Here is a 17,712-nt window from a genome sequence, read left to right as displayed (position 1 = left end):
TTCCTTTATTGAATTCTTTTAAATATTTTTTCAATATCTTTTAAAGAATATTTTATGATTGTAGGTCTACCATGAGGGCAATTGTATGGAGAATCTATAAATCTCAATTTTTGAATTAAATTATCCATCTCTAGTAAGCTCATATGATAGTTGGCCTTTATTGCAGCTCTACAAGAAAGTTGGCTTACTACATAGAACTTAATCTCTAGTATATCACCATTGCCTAGCTTTTTCAAATTTTCTAAAATACCATAAAATAATTCTTCAACAGCTGTTTGGCCAAGAATAATAGGAGCTTCTCTTATATTTATAGTATTATCTCCAAATCCCTCTATTTCAAATCCAGTATCAGAAAATATTTCTTTGTTTTCATTATAAATTGAATAATCTTCCTCATTCAATTCAATTACAACAGGAATCAATAACATCTGAGCTACAATAGTTCTTTCGTTAATTTCTCGTGAAAATTTTTCAAATAGTATTTTTTCATGAGCAGCATGTTGATCTATTAAATAGAGTTCTTTTTCTGCTTCGCAAATAATATATGTATTATTAAATTGACCAATAACATTTAATTTAGGAAATTTTGCAATCTTATCAACTAATTCATTTTTATGTTTTAATGTATTTGTTTCCTTTACATATACATTATTATTAATATTAGAAAAACTTTCAACTGCTACATTTTCATTTATACTAGATGTATCTGAAGAATTCTTAACGTCAAAAGTGCTTTTTGTATTATCTATAGAATAGCCCTTGGGTTGTATAATGGATTTTTCATTGGGTTTTTCAATATTTCCGTTGTTTGGTAAAATACTATAATTATCTAGAGGGTCCTCTCTTTTTACACTAAAATCATTTTCAGTCTTAAAGTCAATGGGAACTTGAGATTGTCTTTGATTTTCTTGAAGTTTTTCACTAGTTGCATCCAATGAAAAATTTGACCCATGTTCAGTAAATTTTCCCTCGATATATTTTTTCAAGGTTTCATGTATAGTATTAAAAACAAATGAGAAAATAAATTTATCTTCTCTAAATTTAATTTCAGCCTTTGTAGGATGAACATTAACATCTAAATATTCAGGAAATATTTCTATAAACAAAACATAAAAAGGGAATTTATTGACGGTAGAGAAGGATTTAAAAGCATTTTCTACTGCCTTATTAATCATAAGATTTTTAACATACCTATTATTAACAAATATACTTTGGTAATTCCGGCTTCCTTTAGAAATATCAACATTCCCAATATATCCATAGACAGTAATAATATCCGAAGTATTTTCAAATTTTATAATGTTTTGATAAATATTTTTGCCGTAAATGTACTTTATTGTTTCTTTGACTTCTTCTGAGGCAAAGGTAATAATAGATTGTTTGTTGTTTTGGTAATACTTAAACGAGACATTATGATTGGTTAATGCAAGTCTATTAATAATATCAGTAATTAATGCAGTTTCTCTTGCCGTTGATTTTAAAAATTTACGTCTTGCTGGAACATTATAAAAAAGGTTTCTAATTTCAACTACAGTACCATCATTACATCCTACATCTTCTATATAATTAATGTTTCCACCTGAAATATTAATTTCTCTACCAAATTGTTCATCTTTGATTTTAGTTTTTAATAATACCTTAGAAACGGAAGCAATGCTAGCTAAGGCTTCACCTCTAAATCCAAATGTATTAATAGAGTATAAATCCTCTATTCTATTAATTTTCGATGTAGCATGGGGTAAAAAGGCTTTTTTCACATCATCCGGATGAATACCATTGCCATCATCAACAATTCTTATTAAATCTATGCCACCGTTTATTATTTCAATAGTTAAGTTTTCTGCCCCGGAGTCTATACTATTTTCAATTAATTCTTTAACAACAGAAGAAGGTCTTTCAACAACTTCACCAGCTGCTATTTTATTTGTAGTTTCATTGTTTAATAGATTAATTCTTTTAACCATATTATCACCTTAGTTTATTCTTTAAGTTCTTTAGCCTTTTTTATAATTTCGTAAAGTTTATTAAATCCATCCATAGGAGTTAAATTAAAAATATCAATATCAGAAATTTCTTCTATCAAATTCTTTTTTCCCATATCAGAAAAGTCTAATTGTTTAATGTTATTATCTTCTTTTGAAGAAATTTTATTTTCTTTAACTAAATATTTAGTAGCATCTCTGTTAATAGATTTTTCTTCCTCTAAACTAGTTAAAATTTCTCTTGCTCTGTCTATAACATCATTTGGAATTCCAGCTAGTTTAGCTACTTCTATTCCATAAGAATCATCTGCACTTCCACTTACTATTGTTCTTAAAAATACAATTTGGCCATCAATTTTCTTTACAGCAATAGAATAATTTTTGACACCTTTAATTTTACCTTCAAGTGAAGTTAATTCATGATAATGAGTTGCAAATAATGTTTTGCATTTTAAATTCTCGTTTTGGCATATGTATTCTATAACAGACCAAGCAATACTCATACCATCATAAGTACTAGTTCCCCTACCCACTTCATCAAGAATAACTAAACTATTCTTAGTTGCGTTTTTTAAAATATTTGATACTTCCCACATTTCAACCATAAAAGTACTTTTACCGCCAGCTAAATCATCGGAAGCACCTATTCTAGTAAAAATTTTATCACAAATAGAAATATTTGCTTCTGTGGCAGGAATAAAACTTCCGATTTGTGCCATTATAGTTATTAAAGCTACCTGTCTCATATATGTAGATTTACCAGCCATATTAGGCCCAGTTATAACTAATAAATGATTGTTATTAACGTCCATAAATGAATTGTTTGAAACGAAAGATTCTCTTTCAATAACTTTTTCTACAACAGGATGTCTACCATTTTTAATATCTAAGAAACCCTCCGTATTTAGTTGAGGTTTTATATAATTATTTTGTAACGCAACTATAGCCAAAGAAGAAATACAATCAATAGTTGAAATTATGTCTGCTGATTTTTTTAATCTATTAATCTCTTTTTCAATTGTATCTCTTATTGAAACAAATATTTCATATTCTCTATTATTTAGTTTTTCTTCAGCTCCTAAAATCTTTTCTTCCATTTCTTTAAGTTCAGAAGTAACATATCTTTCTGCATTAGATAAAGTTTGCTTTCTTACATATCTATCTAATGGAACTAAATCTAAATTTGTTTTAGTTACTTCAATATAATAACCAAAAACTCTATTATACTTTACTTTAAGAGATTTTATGCCTGTTTCTTCTTTTTCCCTTATTTCCATAGATGACAACCATTTTTTACCGTTCAACTTAGAACTTCTATGCTCATCAACTTCACCATCGTAACCATCATTAATTATTCCACCCTCTTTTACTGAAAGAGCAGGATTAGGTAAGATTGCATTAAATATTAACTTTTTGATATCATCTAGAGTATCTAAGTTAATTTGAAGCTCTTGTAACATTTTTGAATTTAATTTTTGCATAGTATTTTTGATATTAGGTATATTTTCTAAAGAACTTTTCAAGGTAATTAATTCTTTTGCATTAATACTACCATTAGAAATTTTACCAATCATTCTTTCAATATCATATATATTATGTAGATAGTCTCGCAATTCATCTAAAACAGAAAGATTACTTGTTAACTCTTCAATAGAATCGAGTCTCTCTTGTATTTTATTTTTATCAATCAGCGGTTGTTCAACCCATTTTCTAAGTTTTCTACCACCCATTGCAGTTTTGGTTCTATCTAAGACCCATAGTAATGACCCCTTTTTTCTTTTTTCAATGAGTGACTCAGTAAGCTCTAGATTTCTTCTGGAATTTATATCAATGCCTAGAAAATCAACTATATCATAATAAGAAAAGGTAGTTATATTAGATAGTCCTTGCTTTTGAGTCTTATTAATATAGTAAAGCATAATACTAATAGCTTTTAATAATGTAATATTAAAATTACCTACATCTATCTCTTTAAATTGTTCAGTAATATTTATAATTTGTTGTTCCATTTCTAATTCATCAGATGATATAGTAGTGATAGTTAAACTGAATCTACTATTAATTTCTGCTAATGCATCTTTAGCAAAAGAATCAAGAATAACTACCTCTGAAGGAGTGAATTTTGATATTTCATTTAATAAAGAATTAATGTCACCTCTAAATTCACTACCATAAAATTCACCTGTACTAATATCTACAAAAGAAAATCCATAATAATCATCTTTTTCAAAAATTGACATCAAAAAATTATTTTTTGTTTCTTCAAGAAAATTAGAATCCGTTAATGTACCTGGTGTTACAATTTTTACTACATCTCTCCTCACAATTCCCTTTGCAAGGGAAGGATCTTCTAATTGTTCGCATATGGCAATTTTGTAACCACGATTAACTAATCTACTTATATATGAATTAGCTGCATGATAAGGTATACCACACATAGGGGCCTTTTTTTCAAGGCCACAATCTCTACCAGTTAAAACAAGTTCTAATTCTCTAGCTGCAACTTCCGCATCATCAAAAAACATTTCATAAAAATCACCTAATCTAAAAAACAAAATGCAATCCTTGTAGTTTTCTTTCACTTGCATATATTGGCGCATCATTGGTGTTAAAGCCACAAAATCACTCTCCTTAACCTTCTTGTATTAATTCACCATCTAATGAATAAGGTTTTGCTTTAACAATTTTAACTTTTATAATTTGTCCAATTAAAGATTCTGGACCTTCAAAGTTAACTAATCTGCTACTACTAGTTCTACCCATTAATCTTTCACTATTTGTTTTACTTTGTCCTTCTACTAGTATTTCTACAATACTATTTTGATATGCCATGTTTTTCTTTTCAACAAATTCATTGACTACTTTAACTAATCTATTAAATCTTTCATGTTTTACTTCTTCACTAATCATTTCTTCTTTCAATTCATCCGCTGGTGTTCCAGACCTTGGAGAATATAAAAATGTAAAAGCAGAATCAAATTGAACTTCTTTCACTAAACGGAGTGTTTCTTGAAAGTCTTCCTCTGTTTCACCAGGAAATCCAACGATAATATCAGTAGAAATAGCTATATTAGAATTTTTATCTCTTATTTTCTTAGCAATGTTTATATAATGTTCTCTTGTATATTTTCTGTTCATTTTCTTTAATATATTATTTGACCCTGATTGAAGTGCCATATGGACTTGATTACAAACTTTATCACATTCAACAATAGTTTCTATCAGTTCATCGGAAATGTCTTTTGGATGCGACGACATAAATCTAATCCTTTCTAATCCCTCTATTTTATTAACTTTTTTCAAAAGTTGTGCAAAGTTTATCTTATCTTCTAGTCCGATACCATATGAATTAACGTTCTGTCCTAACAAAGTTATTTCTTTGTATCCTATTGAAACAAGTTCTTCAATTTCATTTATAATAGCCTCAGGTTCTCTGCTTCTTTCTCTTCCTCTTACATATGGAACAATACAGTAAGAACAGAAATTATTACATCCGTACATTATAGTGACAAAACCTTTTACACTATTCATTCTATCTATAGGTAATCCTTCTATTATTTTTTTTTCTTTATCCCAGACCTCAATAAGTCTATTGCCAGATTGTTTAACTCGTTCTATATATTCAGGGATTTTATACGAATTAAAACTTCCAGTGATAATATCTACGAATGGAAATTTAGAAATTATTTTTTCTGCCATACCCTTTTGTTGAGTCATACAACCTGTAATTGCTATAACTAAATCAGGTTTCTTTTTCTTTAAAGATTTAAGAGCACCTACATGACCAAAAACCTTTAACTCAGCATTTTCTCTAACACAACAAGTATTGAATAAAATAACATCTGCTGCTTCTTTATCATTTGTTTTCTCATAATTATTTATTTTTAAAATTCCTGAGATTTTTTCGGAATCCTCTTCGTTCATTTGACAACCCCATGTTTCAATGTAGTACTTTGATTTTTTAATAACCATTGTATTTCTCCTTTGCGTATATTTACTCTTATTATTATATAAGATAATTATTTTTTTTCAAAGTAAATTTTCTAAATTCCAGGTTTTAATATAAATAATTAATTATAAAAAGTAAATATTAAATATAAAAGGAGGTTTTGTAATGAAAGATATTAAAGAAAAAAACAGCACAAAGACCATATTAAATAGTAATACACCCTATATTCTAGATAGAAAGTACTTTAATAATACTTATGATAGCTTAAATAATTTAAAATCTACTCATATCCCAAATGAAAATATTTTTAAATAAATTACGAGGCTGTTGAATTACTCAACAGCCTCATTTATTTTAAATTTAGTATAACTATAATACTCTGATTTGATAACGAATCCCATTGAAGTATATAGATTTATAGCTTTATCATTCTTAGCATCAACTCTTAATATGATTTTTTTCTCACCTTTAGCTTTTAAGTAATTTAACATATAGGTTAGTAAGTATTTACCATATCCATTACCTCTATGCTCTTTCAATATGCCAAAGTTAACTAAAGTAAGAATGCTTTTTTCTTTAATTATTTGCCCTAATCCAATTTCTATATTATTTTTTAATAAAAACAGAACTCCTTTTTCATAATAATAATCTTGAATTTCATCATAATATATATCTCTTATACTTAATTGTTTTCGATCCTTTTTTTCAAATATACTATTTTGAAGTAAACACCTTATTTTCTCATCATAGCTCTTTTTAAAGAATCTTACTCTCAAAGTCTCTCGTTCTTTAAAAATAAAGTCACTTTGCAAATTAAGTTCCATTTCATAAATAGTACTATAATTGCAGTAACCTAATGTTATTAAGGAAAAATTAGTATAATCATATTTTTTAGTTTTATATATGATATTATCTATATTAGTTAATTTACTTAAGAGTATTTCATAACTAATTTTTTTATTATATTTTTTCATTATGTTTCTTTCAATTATGCTACATTGTCTATGCGATGACTGATTAATCCAAATATATCCTATATATTTATTATCTTTTTTTAATAATAAAACACTCTTTCTTAAAAGTATTTTCTTATAGACATTTGAAGAACTATATGCTTTGAAAAAATCAATTTCATGATTATCAAATTTGTAATATAAAGATTTAAAGCCCTTTAAATCTTTATATCTAAGATAAAAACAATTCATATTAATCACCTTTTTTATTCAGATACTTTGTAAAATCATCAATAAAGATTTGAACTTTATCATATTTTTCAAGTTCTTTCTTCAGCTTTCTTTTATAACTTTTTTCAGACCAGTTTTTTTGTTTAACATATCTTTTTCTACCCAATTTCCAATACTTATGTGGAAAAATAATTAGTGCTAATAATATATCTAATTCATTTACAGAAATTTTATTAGTATCACTATATCTTTCTAATATCAATTTTGCTTTTTCAAAGTCCCAATTATATTCTATCTTATCCATAATTCTATTAATGTACTTGCTCAAATCTACTATTGGATGGTCAATTACAATACTATCTAAGTCTATCAAATAATAAATATCATCTTTTTTGATAATATTTTGATAGTAAAAACTGTTATGGCAAATATAGTTTGTTTTTACATTTGCTTTAGAAGATAACAAATCATTGTATGATGAATTTTTAAGATAATTTAAAGCTAAAATACCTCTATCATAAAATTTTTCAATATTATCAAAATATTCAGTATCGAAAGAATTCATAATTTTCTTTTTTTTAATACAACTTTTATAATAAATAAAATCATATAACTTACTATTATATATTCGATACCAATTTTTAAAGTTACTTTTTAATTTCAATTTTTTTATTTCAATTTTTCCAGAAGAATTGTGGAACTTTGCAAGTAACTCAACACAATTCAGTACTTCTGAAAAATCGTCTATATTTACTTCATTACCATTTATCCATTCAGTTACATAAAAAAAATAATCCTTATATTTTACGTAATATTTATCATTGGTAGTTTTTATATAATTGGCTGTATTATTAAATCCATTTTTTTTTAATTCATTAACAAGAACGAAGCCATTCTTTGCCTTGTTTTTCCCGTGACAGTATTTTTTTAAACATAGATTACCTTTGTCCGTTTTAATTTTATATGCACTTCTTATTTTTAATATTTCAATTATATTATAATCATATTTTTTCATTATATATCTTATTATATTTTCTTCCTTGTTAGGAATCGACAATTCACTTAATCTTTTCTGTTTTGTCATTTTTTCCCCTCCAGATTATCCATTAGTAAATTATATAATAAAAAGGAGAAATTATTACAAAAAAGTTAACAAGGGGCTATAAAGAAAAAGAGCAGAATATTCTGCTCTAAAAATCGTTTGTTTTAAATCTCTTCTGCTTCTTTAATACTTAAACCTATTTTTTTGTTTTCTGAATTTACATTTAATATTTTTGCTTTTATAGTTGCACCTTTTTCCAATACATCAGAAGGTTTATTTATTCTTTTATGGCTTATTTGTGAAATATGAACTAATCCATCAATACCAGGTTCTAATTCAACAAACACCCCAAAATCTGCAAAACGGACAAGCTTACCAAGTACAATACTGCCAATAGGATATTTTTCTTCAACTGTTTCCCATGGGTCTTCACTCATTTTTTTTATGCTTAATGATAATCTTTTGTCATCTTTGTTTGCCTCTAAAATACAAACAGTAATTTTTTGATTAACAGTTAATATATCAGAAGGTTTATTTACTCTTCCCCATGATAATTGTGATACATGTAATAACCCATCTACTCCATTAACCTCAATAAAAGCACCAAAATCAGCTAATCTCTTAACTGTTCCTTCAACTATTTGACCAGGTTCAAAAGAATCCCAAGCAGTTAATTCATTTTTTTTCTTTTCTTCAGACAATATTTTTCTTCTAGATGCAACAACTTTTGTACCTCTACTCTCATTTTTGAATTCAATAATATTTGCATTAGTTATTTTACCGACGTAATCATTTAAATTTTCAATGTGAAATAATTCTATATGAGATGCCGGTATAAATACTCTAACGCCTTTATAACTTGCTATCATTCCGCCTTTTACGGCTTCTTTTAATTTGATTTGTATTTCTTGATTATTATCAAAAGCTTCTTTTAACTCCTCAACAGCTTTTTCTCTTTCTATTTCAAGGACTGAAACTATCATTTCATTTTCAAGACTACCAAGCTTAATTATTTTTACCTCAATAATATCTCCTATATTTACAAGTGAAGTCATATCTTTGTTATCTTCCTTAGTTAACTCTGTTTTAGGTAATTTAGCATCATTTTTATTTCCTACATTTAAATAGGCTTCATCTTTATTTACATGAACTACCTCACCTTTAATTTTGTCTCCTACAGATATATTTTTTTCAGTCTTGTTTAAATATTGATTCATTAAATCATTTTCCATAGTATCATTTTCACTCATTAATTGAACAGCCTCCCTTATTATCCAATCTGGTGTAGAAGCACCTGCAGTTATACCAATATTGGAAATATTTTTTGATTTTTTTATTTCATCAGGTATTTCACCTGCATTTTCGATATGAATAGTATTATTACAATTATTTTTGCAAATTTCATAGAGTTTTCTAGTATTAGAACTATTATACCCACCTAAAACTAACATTAAATCTGCTGATTTTGAAATTTGTTCTGCAGCTCCTTGTCTAACTTTAGTTGCATTGCAAATAGTTTTAAAATCTATGAAATCCTTGTTGTTTTTTTCTAATTCTTTAATAATAGTATCATATGTATGCGTTTTTTCAGTAGTTTGAGCAACTACACAAAAATGATCTAAGTTTAACGGTATATCAACAATGTTTTTCACCACATAAGCAGTATTATTAGAACAACCATTAATTCCTTTTACTTCAGGATGATTTTTATCACCTATAATAATTATATTGTAACCCAATTCATAATATTTTTTTACTTTATCATGTATTTTTGAAACATAAGGGCATGTTGCATCTACTATTTTTAGATTTCTTTCTTCTAAATTTTTTTTTACCAAAGGTGAAATTCCATGTGACCTAATAATAATTAAATCATCCTCAATTAACTTATCTATATTCACAAAATCTATAGCTTCAATTTGTTTCTCTTTTAGATAATTAACTACGTCACTATTATGTATTAAAGGACCTAGTGTATAAATTTTATTATTATTTGCCTCAGCTGTATCTAAGGCTATATTCACAGCTCGTTGTACCCCAAAACAAAAACCTGAATTTTTAGAAATAGTAATGTTTTTCATAGTAATTAACTCCTACTTTAATTTATTAGGGTAATAATCTTATTTACTACATCATCAATTGATAACTCTGTTGTATCAATTTCAATTGCATCATTGGCTTTTCTAAGTGGACTAATTTCTCTATTTGAATCCAAATAATCTCTTTTTACAATTTCAGTTAGTATATTATTATAGTTAACATCAATACCTTTGTTCGAAAGTTCTTTATAACGTCTATTAGACCTTTCTTCAGCGGAGGCATTTATATAGAATTTAAATTTTGCATCTTTTAAAACAACAGTTCCTATATCTCGTCCATCCATAATAACATCATACTTACTAGCAATTTTTTGCTGTAGATTAACTAGCTTTTCTCTAACCTCTTTAATTTGCGCAAAATCAGAAACATTATTACTAATATAAGGCATTTTTATTTCATTACTTATGTTTTTCCCATTAACATAAATATCATCTCCGTTAAAATATATGTCCATATCATCAATTAATTTAATAATCTTTTCTAATTCATTAGGTTTAATTTCTTTTTCTATTGCTTCATATGTTACAGCTCTATACATAGAGCCAGTATTAATATACATTAAGCCTAATTTGCTACCAATAATTTTTGCAATGGTACTTTTACCTGCACCAGCAGGTCCGTCTATAGCAACATTATATCTCAATACTCTCTCCCTTTCTATTTACCCAATATACTATTATTCTAGAAAAATATGCAATATCCTCTATTTTAAACAAGATTTATATTGAATCACCTGCCAAATAGCCCGTTGAAATTGCTATTTGAAGATTGTATCCACCTGTATATGCATCCACATCAATTACTTCACCAGCAAAGGATAAATTTGAAATAACCTTTGATTTTAATGTAGAAGGATCAATTTCATCAACATTTACTCCACCAGCTGTAATTATAGCTTCATCTATAGTTCTTGTTCCTTTTATAGAAAGTTCTATACCTTGAATAGTTTTAACTATTTTTTTTCTTTCAGTTTTCGTTATTCCATTAATTTTTTTATCTTCTTTTATTTCACATAGTGATAATATTGGATCAACTAATTTATTAGGTAAAATTTCTTTTATAGTATTTTTAATATTTTTATTTTTATTTATCTCAAATAAATTTAATAGTCTAGTTTCTAATTCAAGTTCAGTATTATAAGGTTTAAGATTAATAATAGCTTTAAGTTGTTTTTTATCAGTAATCATTCTACTACCTTTTAGTACAATAGGTCCTGAAATTCCATAGTGAGTAAATATCATTTCACCAAATTCCTGGAATAAACTTTTGTTAGTACTATCAACAATATTCAAAGTAACATTTTTTAATGATAATCCTTGGAGTTCTTTTATCCAAAAATCTTTTATTTCTATAGGAACTAAAGCAGGATAAATTTTATTTATTGTATGACCACATTTTAGAGCAAATTTATATCCATCCCCAGTTGATCCTGTTTGAGGATAAGAACTGCCACCTGTACACAAAATAAAATAATCTGCTTTTATAATTGTATTATCTTTAATTATTAATTCTTGAATTTTCTCATCCCTTACTATAATATCTTTTATTTCTGTATTTAATAACACTTTTACATTATTTTTATATAATACTTTTTCAAAAGTTTTTATTATATCTGAAGATTTATCACTTTTAGGGAAAACTCTATCCCCTCGCTCTACTTTGAGTTTTATGCCATTCTCTTCAAAAAAATTTATTGTGTTAATATTCGTAAAAGAATACAAACTACTATATAAAAAATCTGGATTACCTGGGATAAAGTCGAAGAATTCTGAAATATCTTTACTATTTGTAATATTACATCTACCTTTGCCAGTAATAAATAATTTTCTTCCTAAATTTTGATTTTTATCAATTATAACCACTTCATGGCTTTCAGCTGCTTTAATTGCAGCCATCATACCAGCAGGACCACCGCCAATTACAACTACTTTCATAACAAAACCCCTTGTTAATAATTTTTAAACAAAGAATAAGTAAGAAACAAAAAGTTCCTTACTTATTCTCTTTCATTATTTTATGAAAACACATTATATTCTTCCCAAATTTCCTCAAGTTCCTTAAAAGAAGAAGATATTTTTTCTTTTTCTTTAAGACCAACAGATACTATAAGCGCATTAATTATACTAAGTGGTGCAACTAAAGAATCTACGAAAGAAGCCATATTACTTTGTGCAATTAAGGTATAGTCAGCTTTTGCCGCCAAAGGAGATAATAAACTATCCGTAATGGAAACAACAGTAGTACCTTTTGATTTGGCATATGACAGTGCTTCAATAGTTCGAACTGAATATCTTGGAAAACCTATACCTATAATTAAATCTTTATCAGTAATATTTATCATTTGTTCAAATACATCACTGATACCAGGTTGTATAACTTTAACATTATCTAAAATTAAATTTAAATAAAATCCTAAAAAATTTGCTAATGCAGTTGAACTTCTTAATCCTAAAATATATATTTCTTTAGATTCAAAAATACTATTAAGAACATTTTCAAAAGTTTTATAATTTATTTTTTCAAGTGTTGCTCTAATATTATCCATATCAGATTTCAGTACACCCTTTAAAGCATTTTCTTGATTTATCAAATTATTTGATATTTCAATTCTTTGAACAGTAGTTAATTTTGTTTTTATTAATTCTTGTAACGATTTTTGTAGTTTAGGATATCCACTAAAACCTAGTTCAGTTGCAAATCTAACTACTGTGGATTCACTAACTCCAACTGATATGCCAAGCTTTGCCGCAGTCATAAATGCAGCTTTATCATACTGTTTTAATATATACTCAGCTATAAGTTTTTGCCCTTTACTCATTCTTGGAAATTTAATTTGTATATTCCTCATTAAGTCGCTATTATTTTCATCCAATATGAACAATCCTTTCATAAGTAAAAATCCATGCAATTTTTATTTCATTTTATCATCAAATGAATTATTATTCAATAAATATATCATAAACAGGTAATTATAAATTCATTAAATATTCAATTTCTTTTGCATCTAAATATCGCCATTTACCGTAAATCAAGTTATTTAACTTTATATTTCCTACTGATATTCTTTTTAGCGTAATAACATTATGCCCAATAGCTAAACACATTTTTCTAACTTGTCTATTTTTACCTTCACTAATTGTAATTTTTAAAATTGCATTTTCTTCTTTTGTTTTCTTCAATATTGTTGCTGTAGCTTTTTGTGTAATATATCCTCCAATGTCAACTCCTTCTGCTAAAATTCGCATGTTTTCTTTACTAGGTATACCATTTACTTCGCATATGTAAGTTTTTTTAATATGACTTCTAGGATGAATAACTTTATTGAATACTTCACCATCATTAGTTAATAATAATATTCCAGAAGTATTTGCATCTAATCTACCAATAGGATATATTCTTTCTTCAATATCTATTAAATCAATAACAGTTTTTCTACCCTTTTCGTCATTAGCCGTTGTAATATAACCTGTAGGTTTATTTAAAGCTATGTATATTTTTTTAGTTTCAGGTTTAATTAATTTATTATCTACATATACTTTATCTATATCAGTGTCAATTTTGGTACCAAGTTCATTAATAAGTACATCGTTAACCTTTACTCTACCTTCGAGTATTAAATTTTCTGCTTTTCTTCTAGATGATATACCACAATGTGCTATATACTTTTGTAATCTTTCAATCATAAAATTACCTCCAAATTAAATACATTATATTATAAATAATCAAAAAGGTAAATTCTAAGTTTACTTTTTATTTTTAGTTTACATAATTTTTATTATGTCTATTAGTCTTCTTTGTTGTGTTTTTTTTTAATTAATGATATATTTGTTTAGTAATATTATAAAAAGGAGAATTTGTATGTCTAATTATAAAATAGTTGTAGCTACTGCTTTTGGTTTAGAAGGAATAGTAAAAAAAGAACTTAAAAAATTTAATTTTGAAAATATGCAAGTTGAAAATGGGAAATTAACATTTACTGCTGATGAAAAAGGAATTATGCTAACTAATTTATGGAGTAGATGTGCTGAACGAGTATTTATAAAACTTGGAGAATTTAATGCTGTATCATTTGAAGAATTATTTCAGAATGTAAAAGCTATTCCTTGGGAGGATATACTACCTGAAGATGCTAATATAATTGTTAATGCTAAATCGGTAAAATCTGGTTTGTTTAGTTTGTCAGATATTCAATCAATAAGTAAAAAAGCAATTATTGAAAAATTAAAATTAACGTATAACCATGAGATTTTCGAAGAAAATGGAGCTACTTTTCCTATTCTAATAGCTATTTTGAATGATAAGGTTTCAGTACTATTAGATACCTCTGGAGTTGCGTTACATAAACGTGGATATAGACGTGAAGCTAATCTTGCACCATTAAAAGAGACTCTAGCTGCAGCACTTGTAATTCTTTCTGAGTGGAAATATGATACTCCATTTGTAGACCCATTCTGTGGGTCGGGCACTATACCAATAGAAGCAGCACTAATTGCAAGAAATATTGCTCCTGGATTAAATCGAAACTTTGCATTTGAACATTGGCCACATATTGTGAACTCAAATAAGTGGAAAGAAATTAAAAAAGATGCTTTTTCTAAAATATATTATGATAAAGATTTTGAAATTCACGGTTATGACCTAGATACTAGAATAATTAAAACCGCCATTTCTAATGCAGAAGACGCAGGCGTAGATGATACAATACATTTTCAAGCACGAAACGCACTAGATATTAGCTCAAAAAGAAAGTATGGCACAATTGTATGTAATCCCCCTTACGGTGAAAGATTAGGAACAAAAGAAGAAGTAACAATATTATATAAAAATATCGGAAAAGCTTTTTTAAATTTAGAAAATTGGAACTATAATATATTAACTTCAGAAGAAAATTTCGAAACAATTTTCAGACAAAAAAGTACCAAAAACCGAAAATTGTATAACGGAAGAATTCGATGCTATTACTATCAATATAAAAATCATCAACTAAAAAAATAATATTTGTACTACTTTATAAGTACTATGTACAATATAATATAAATCCTTATTATAACAATATTATTGTAATAATAAGGATTTATAAATATTAGACTATTTATGTCCATACCACTGAACAAATAATCTGCTATATTAATTTTCTATTTAAAACATTTTCTAGATTAAGCTTTGCAATTCTATTTTTAATATTATCTTTATCTACTGAATATAAATCCTCATCTTTCATTCTTTCAAAATATTCTGCTCCTGCAAATGTATATCTTTTTCTTCTTCCTTCTTTATTCATCATTTTATAATTAGCATAAGCTATTATATCACCTATAGCAGTACTTCTTGGCAAGATTAACATTGGAATACCAAGAAAATATCTTACTGCATTATGACCCGCTAAACTTCCTGTACATATTGCTTCTGTATGCCCTACAAATAAGCCTGCTTTTTCTCCTGCACAAAATAGATTATCCAGACCTTTAACCTTCATATCATCAGTTCTTGGCGCAACAGATAAATATCTAATTGAATTCCCCTTTCCTCCCGCATAAGGGTCAATATATTTTGCATTTTCAAACCCTTTTATAGTTCTTAATTTCTCTAAAGGATAATACGTCGTCATCATTTTCACATGTCCAGTATCTAATAAAATAAGATTCTCTGCAAATTCTCTAAGAGCATACTGCTGACAAACTTTTATTTTAAGTTTATCTAAATTCACATCTTCTGCCGGAATCTTAGCTATATAAACACCTTTTTCTTCTAATTCTTTTATTATTGATTTATCAAGGCTATCTTTACATAATTTACATGAACCACTCATTGCACCAAAAACGTCATCTTCTCTTTCACCTTGAAGATCTTCAACACCTGCTCTTGAAGTAATACTTACCCTAGGACCAAATGCAGGACATCTTAAAATACACATAGAACAACCATTTCCATATCTTAAACAGTTACCCATAGGTCCTGTAGAACCAGTTGTTTCTATAAAAACATCCCCGTAGATAAGTGTCCCGTCTGATAAATATATTCCGTATATTTTAGTTTCTTTTTTCTCCACATCTATAACTCTTTGTTGAAAATGCATTTTTACTCCGAGTTCAATCAGATAACGGCGAACTTTAGCTTCAATAATATTTACATCGTATAGCCAAGCATGGGTATGGCCAGGAAAATCTATATTTCTATGTTTACTATTTTCATCTGTTATATTTATTAAATCTCCAGCGCCAAGTTCAATAAGTTCCTCTGCAGCAGTAAATCTCCCATTATTTCGCATAATTCCACCAACATTACCTAATCCAAGAAGCATATCAGTTTTTTCAAATATTTCAACTTCTGCTCCAGCTTTTATCGCTGTTATAGCAGCCGCACATCCTGCCCATCCTCCACCAATAATTATTGCTTTCATATAAATCTTCTCCCTTCAAAAATATTTTCAGGATCAGTTTGAATTTTACATAGTCTTTTTACAACATCCCCATCATATCGTGCAGTACAAGCGCCACAAACACCTTCTCCGCAACACATTTTAGCATTATTACAGCAACTGTAGTTTACTCTGTAATTAATTAAGTTCATTAGCTTATATATTAAATAATCAGGACCCGAGCAATGAATTAAATTCAAATTATTTTTTTCTATAAGATTATTAATTAATGTTTTCAACTCTTTAGAAATATCATTATTAGCTAATGTATTAATTTCAATTAAATCAGTGTTACAAAGTTCTAAATAACTATTAATAAAACATTTTTCGTAATTACCACCATCATATATTAATGTGATTTTATTTCCCTCCGAATAAAGCCTTTTCATTATTGGCACTGCAGGCGCTTGGCCTATTCCTCTTGAAATAATAACAACATTACCATCTTTGCTATCTAATATATGTTTCAATCCAAAAACCCCGTTCCAATATGGACCTTTTACAATTATTTCTTCATTTACATTTATAATCCCAATATTTTTTGTTTTAACTCCTTTTAATTCTATACAAATCTTTATTATATTTCTTTTAGCATCTGCATCCATTATTGAAATGGGAATATTAAAGTATTCTTCATCATTTTTATTTCTAACGAACACGTAAGCACCAGGTTTTAATAAAGCTTTTATTAATTTATTTGTGACAAGAATTGAAAGAAGAATTACGTTACTATTCACATAATGTTTACCTACGACTTTGGATTTAAATTGTTGTCTTCCTTCCTTAGCTTTATATCCATTCCATGCATATTCTTGATAAATACATGTTCCTTTCCAATTAACGCAGTCACAAAAACATTTCCCTGAAAGTTGAGAACACAATATACATTCACCTGACTCAGCTAAGTGACAAGGACAATACTCTGTACCTGAATCAATACAATCTATAATTTCGTATCTCAAGTATTAAAATCCTCCTTTTTACTCTATATTAAAATATCTAATAACAATAAAATGGTTTCTAAAGAAATTCAATAA

General features: G+C 27.2%; 14 protein-coding genes. 2 read left to right on the top strand and 12 right to left on the bottom strand.

Annotated features, from left to right (window positions below):
- Positions 1–5: 5 nt before the first annotated feature.
- From mutL to miaB, 3 genes are read right to left on the bottom strand one after another with little or no spacing between them, the layout of a single operon-like run.
- The gene (mutL, locus tag ACVHXK_RS00610; protein WP_461204398.1) at positions 6–1,964 is read right to left on the bottom strand and encodes a DNA mismatch repair endonuclease MutL; all 1,959 of its coding nucleotides are present in this window, start codon (positions 1,962–1,964) and stop codon (positions 6–8) included.
- A 14-nt stretch (positions 1,965–1,978) separates the two neighbouring features.
- Entirely contained in the window at positions 1,979–4,600 is a 2,622-nt protein-coding gene (gene mutS, locus ACVHXK_RS00605; RefSeq protein ID WP_461204397.1) for a DNA mismatch repair protein MutS, read from the bottom strand.
- Between the two features lie 13 nt (positions 4,601–4,613).
- Positions 4,614–5,954 carry a tRNA (N6-isopentenyl adenosine(37)-C2)-methylthiotransferase MiaB gene (gene miaB, locus ACVHXK_RS00600; protein ID WP_461204396.1) on the bottom strand — a complete coding sequence of 447 codons (1,341 nt, stop codon included), beginning with the start codon at positions 5,952–5,954 and terminating at the stop codon, positions 4,614–4,616.
- 142 nt (positions 5,955–6,096) lie between these two features.
- Between miaB and ACVHXK_RS00595 the strand changes: the two genes are divergently transcribed.
- Positions 6,097–6,246, top strand: coding sequence for a hypothetical protein (locus ACVHXK_RS00595; protein WP_461204395.1), 150 nt, complete (start codon positions 6,097–6,099; stop codon positions 6,244–6,246).
- Between the two features lie 17 nt (positions 6,247–6,263).
- On the opposite strand, the gene ACVHXK_RS00590 is transcribed toward ACVHXK_RS00595, so the two are convergent.
- The 7 genes from ACVHXK_RS00590 to ACVHXK_RS00560 all read right to left on the bottom strand — a co-directional run bounded on the left by ACVHXK_RS00590 (position 6,264) and on the right by ACVHXK_RS00560 (position 13,940).
- A complete protein-coding gene (locus tag ACVHXK_RS00590) occupies positions 6,264–7,136 on the bottom strand; it encodes a GNAT family N-acetyltransferase (protein ID WP_461204394.1) in 873 nt (290 codons plus the stop codon).
- 1 nt (position 7,137) lies between these two features.
- Positions 7,138–8,199 (bottom strand): CotS family spore coat protein, encoded by a 1,062-nt coding sequence (locus ACVHXK_RS00585; protein WP_461204393.1) that lies wholly within the window; start codon positions 8,197–8,199, stop codon positions 7,138–7,140.
- A 122-nt stretch (positions 8,200–8,321) separates the two neighbouring features.
- Positions 8,322–10,238 (bottom strand): bifunctional 4-hydroxy-3-methylbut-2-enyl diphosphate reductase/30S ribosomal protein S1, encoded by a 1,917-nt coding sequence (locus ACVHXK_RS00580; RefSeq protein ID WP_461204392.1) that lies wholly within the window; start codon positions 10,236–10,238, stop codon positions 8,322–8,324.
- Between the two features lie 17 nt (positions 10,239–10,255).
- Positions 10,256–10,900 carry a (d)CMP kinase gene (cmk, locus tag ACVHXK_RS00575; RefSeq protein WP_461204391.1) on the bottom strand — a complete coding sequence of 215 codons (645 nt, stop codon included), beginning with the start codon at positions 10,898–10,900 and terminating at the stop codon, positions 10,256–10,258.
- 76 nt (positions 10,901–10,976) lie between these two features.
- Entirely contained in the window at positions 10,977–12,191 is a 1,215-nt protein-coding gene (locus ACVHXK_RS00570) for a BaiN/RdsA family NAD(P)/FAD-dependent oxidoreductase (RefSeq protein WP_461204390.1), read from the bottom strand.
- 80 nt (positions 12,192–12,271) lie between these two features.
- Entirely contained in the window at positions 12,272–13,129 is an 858-nt protein-coding gene (locus ACVHXK_RS00565) for a MurR/RpiR family transcriptional regulator (RefSeq protein ID WP_461204583.1), read from the bottom strand.
- A gap of 97 nt (positions 13,130–13,226) precedes the next feature.
- Positions 13,227–13,940, bottom strand: a complete 714-nt coding sequence (locus tag ACVHXK_RS00560) for a pseudouridine synthase (RefSeq protein ID WP_461204389.1) — start codon at positions 13,938–13,940, stop codon at positions 13,227–13,229.
- Between the two features lie 175 nt (positions 13,941–14,115).
- On the opposite strand from ACVHXK_RS00560, the gene ACVHXK_RS00555 reads away from it, so the two are divergent.
- Positions 14,116–15,252, top strand: coding sequence for a THUMP domain-containing class I SAM-dependent RNA methyltransferase (locus ACVHXK_RS00555; protein ID WP_461204388.1), 1,137 nt, complete (start codon positions 14,116–14,118; stop codon positions 15,250–15,252).
- Between the two features lie 127 nt (positions 15,253–15,379).
- Here ACVHXK_RS00555 and ACVHXK_RS00550 read toward each other — a convergent pair whose 3' ends face one another.
- Positions 15,380–16,657 carry an FAD-dependent oxidoreductase gene (locus ACVHXK_RS00550; RefSeq protein ID WP_461204387.1) on the bottom strand — a complete coding sequence of 426 codons (1,278 nt, stop codon included), beginning with the start codon at positions 16,655–16,657 and terminating at the stop codon, positions 15,380–15,382.
- A complete protein-coding gene (locus ACVHXK_RS00545) occupies positions 16,654–17,637 on the bottom strand; it encodes a sulfide/dihydroorotate dehydrogenase-like FAD/NAD-binding protein (protein WP_461204386.1) in 984 nt (327 codons plus the stop codon). Before ACVHXK_RS00545 ends, ACVHXK_RS00550 begins: the two co-directional genes overlap by 4 nt.
- Between the last annotated feature and the right edge of the window lie 75 nt (positions 17,638–17,712).

The organism is Clostridium sp. DL1XJH146 (genome assembly GCF_054819755.1).
This window is presented reverse-complemented; position numbering and strand designations above follow the sequence as displayed.

Excerpts from the sequence above, each read along its gene's own strand:
- mutL (WP_461204398.1), bottom strand. The coding sequence starts at position 1,964 with ATGGTTAAAAGAATTAATCTATTAAACAATGAAACTACAAATAAAATA.
- miaB (WP_461204396.1), bottom strand. The coding sequence starts at position 5,954 with ATGGTTATTAAAAAATCAAAGTACTACATTGAAACATGGGGTTGTCAA.
- ACVHXK_RS00595 (WP_461204395.1), top strand. The coding sequence starts at position 6,097 with ATGAAAGATATTAAAGAAAAAAACAGCACAAAGACCATATTAAATAGT.
- ACVHXK_RS00590 (WP_461204394.1), bottom strand. The coding sequence starts at position 7,136 with ATGAATTGTTTTTATCTTAGATATAAAGATTTAAAGGGCTTTAAATCT.
- ACVHXK_RS00585 (WP_461204393.1), bottom strand. The coding sequence starts at position 8,199 with ATGACAAAACAGAAAAGATTAAGTGAATTGTCGATTCCTAACAAGGAA.
- ACVHXK_RS00580 (WP_461204392.1), bottom strand. The coding sequence starts at position 10,238 with ATGAAAAACATTACTATTTCTAAAAATTCAGGTTTTTGTTTTGGGGTA.
- ACVHXK_RS00570 (WP_461204390.1), bottom strand. The coding sequence starts at position 12,191 with ATGAAAGTAGTTGTAATTGGCGGTGGTCCTGCTGGTATGATGGCTGCA.
- ACVHXK_RS00560 (WP_461204389.1), bottom strand. The coding sequence starts at position 13,940 with ATGATTGAAAGATTACAAAAGTATATAGCACATTGTGGTATATCATCT.
- ACVHXK_RS00555 (WP_461204388.1), top strand. The coding sequence starts at position 14,116 with ATGTCTAATTATAAAATAGTTGTAGCTACTGCTTTTGGTTTAGAAGGA.
- ACVHXK_RS00550 (WP_461204387.1), bottom strand. The coding sequence starts at position 16,657 with ATGAAAGCAATAATTATTGGTGGAGGATGGGCAGGATGTGCGGCTGCT.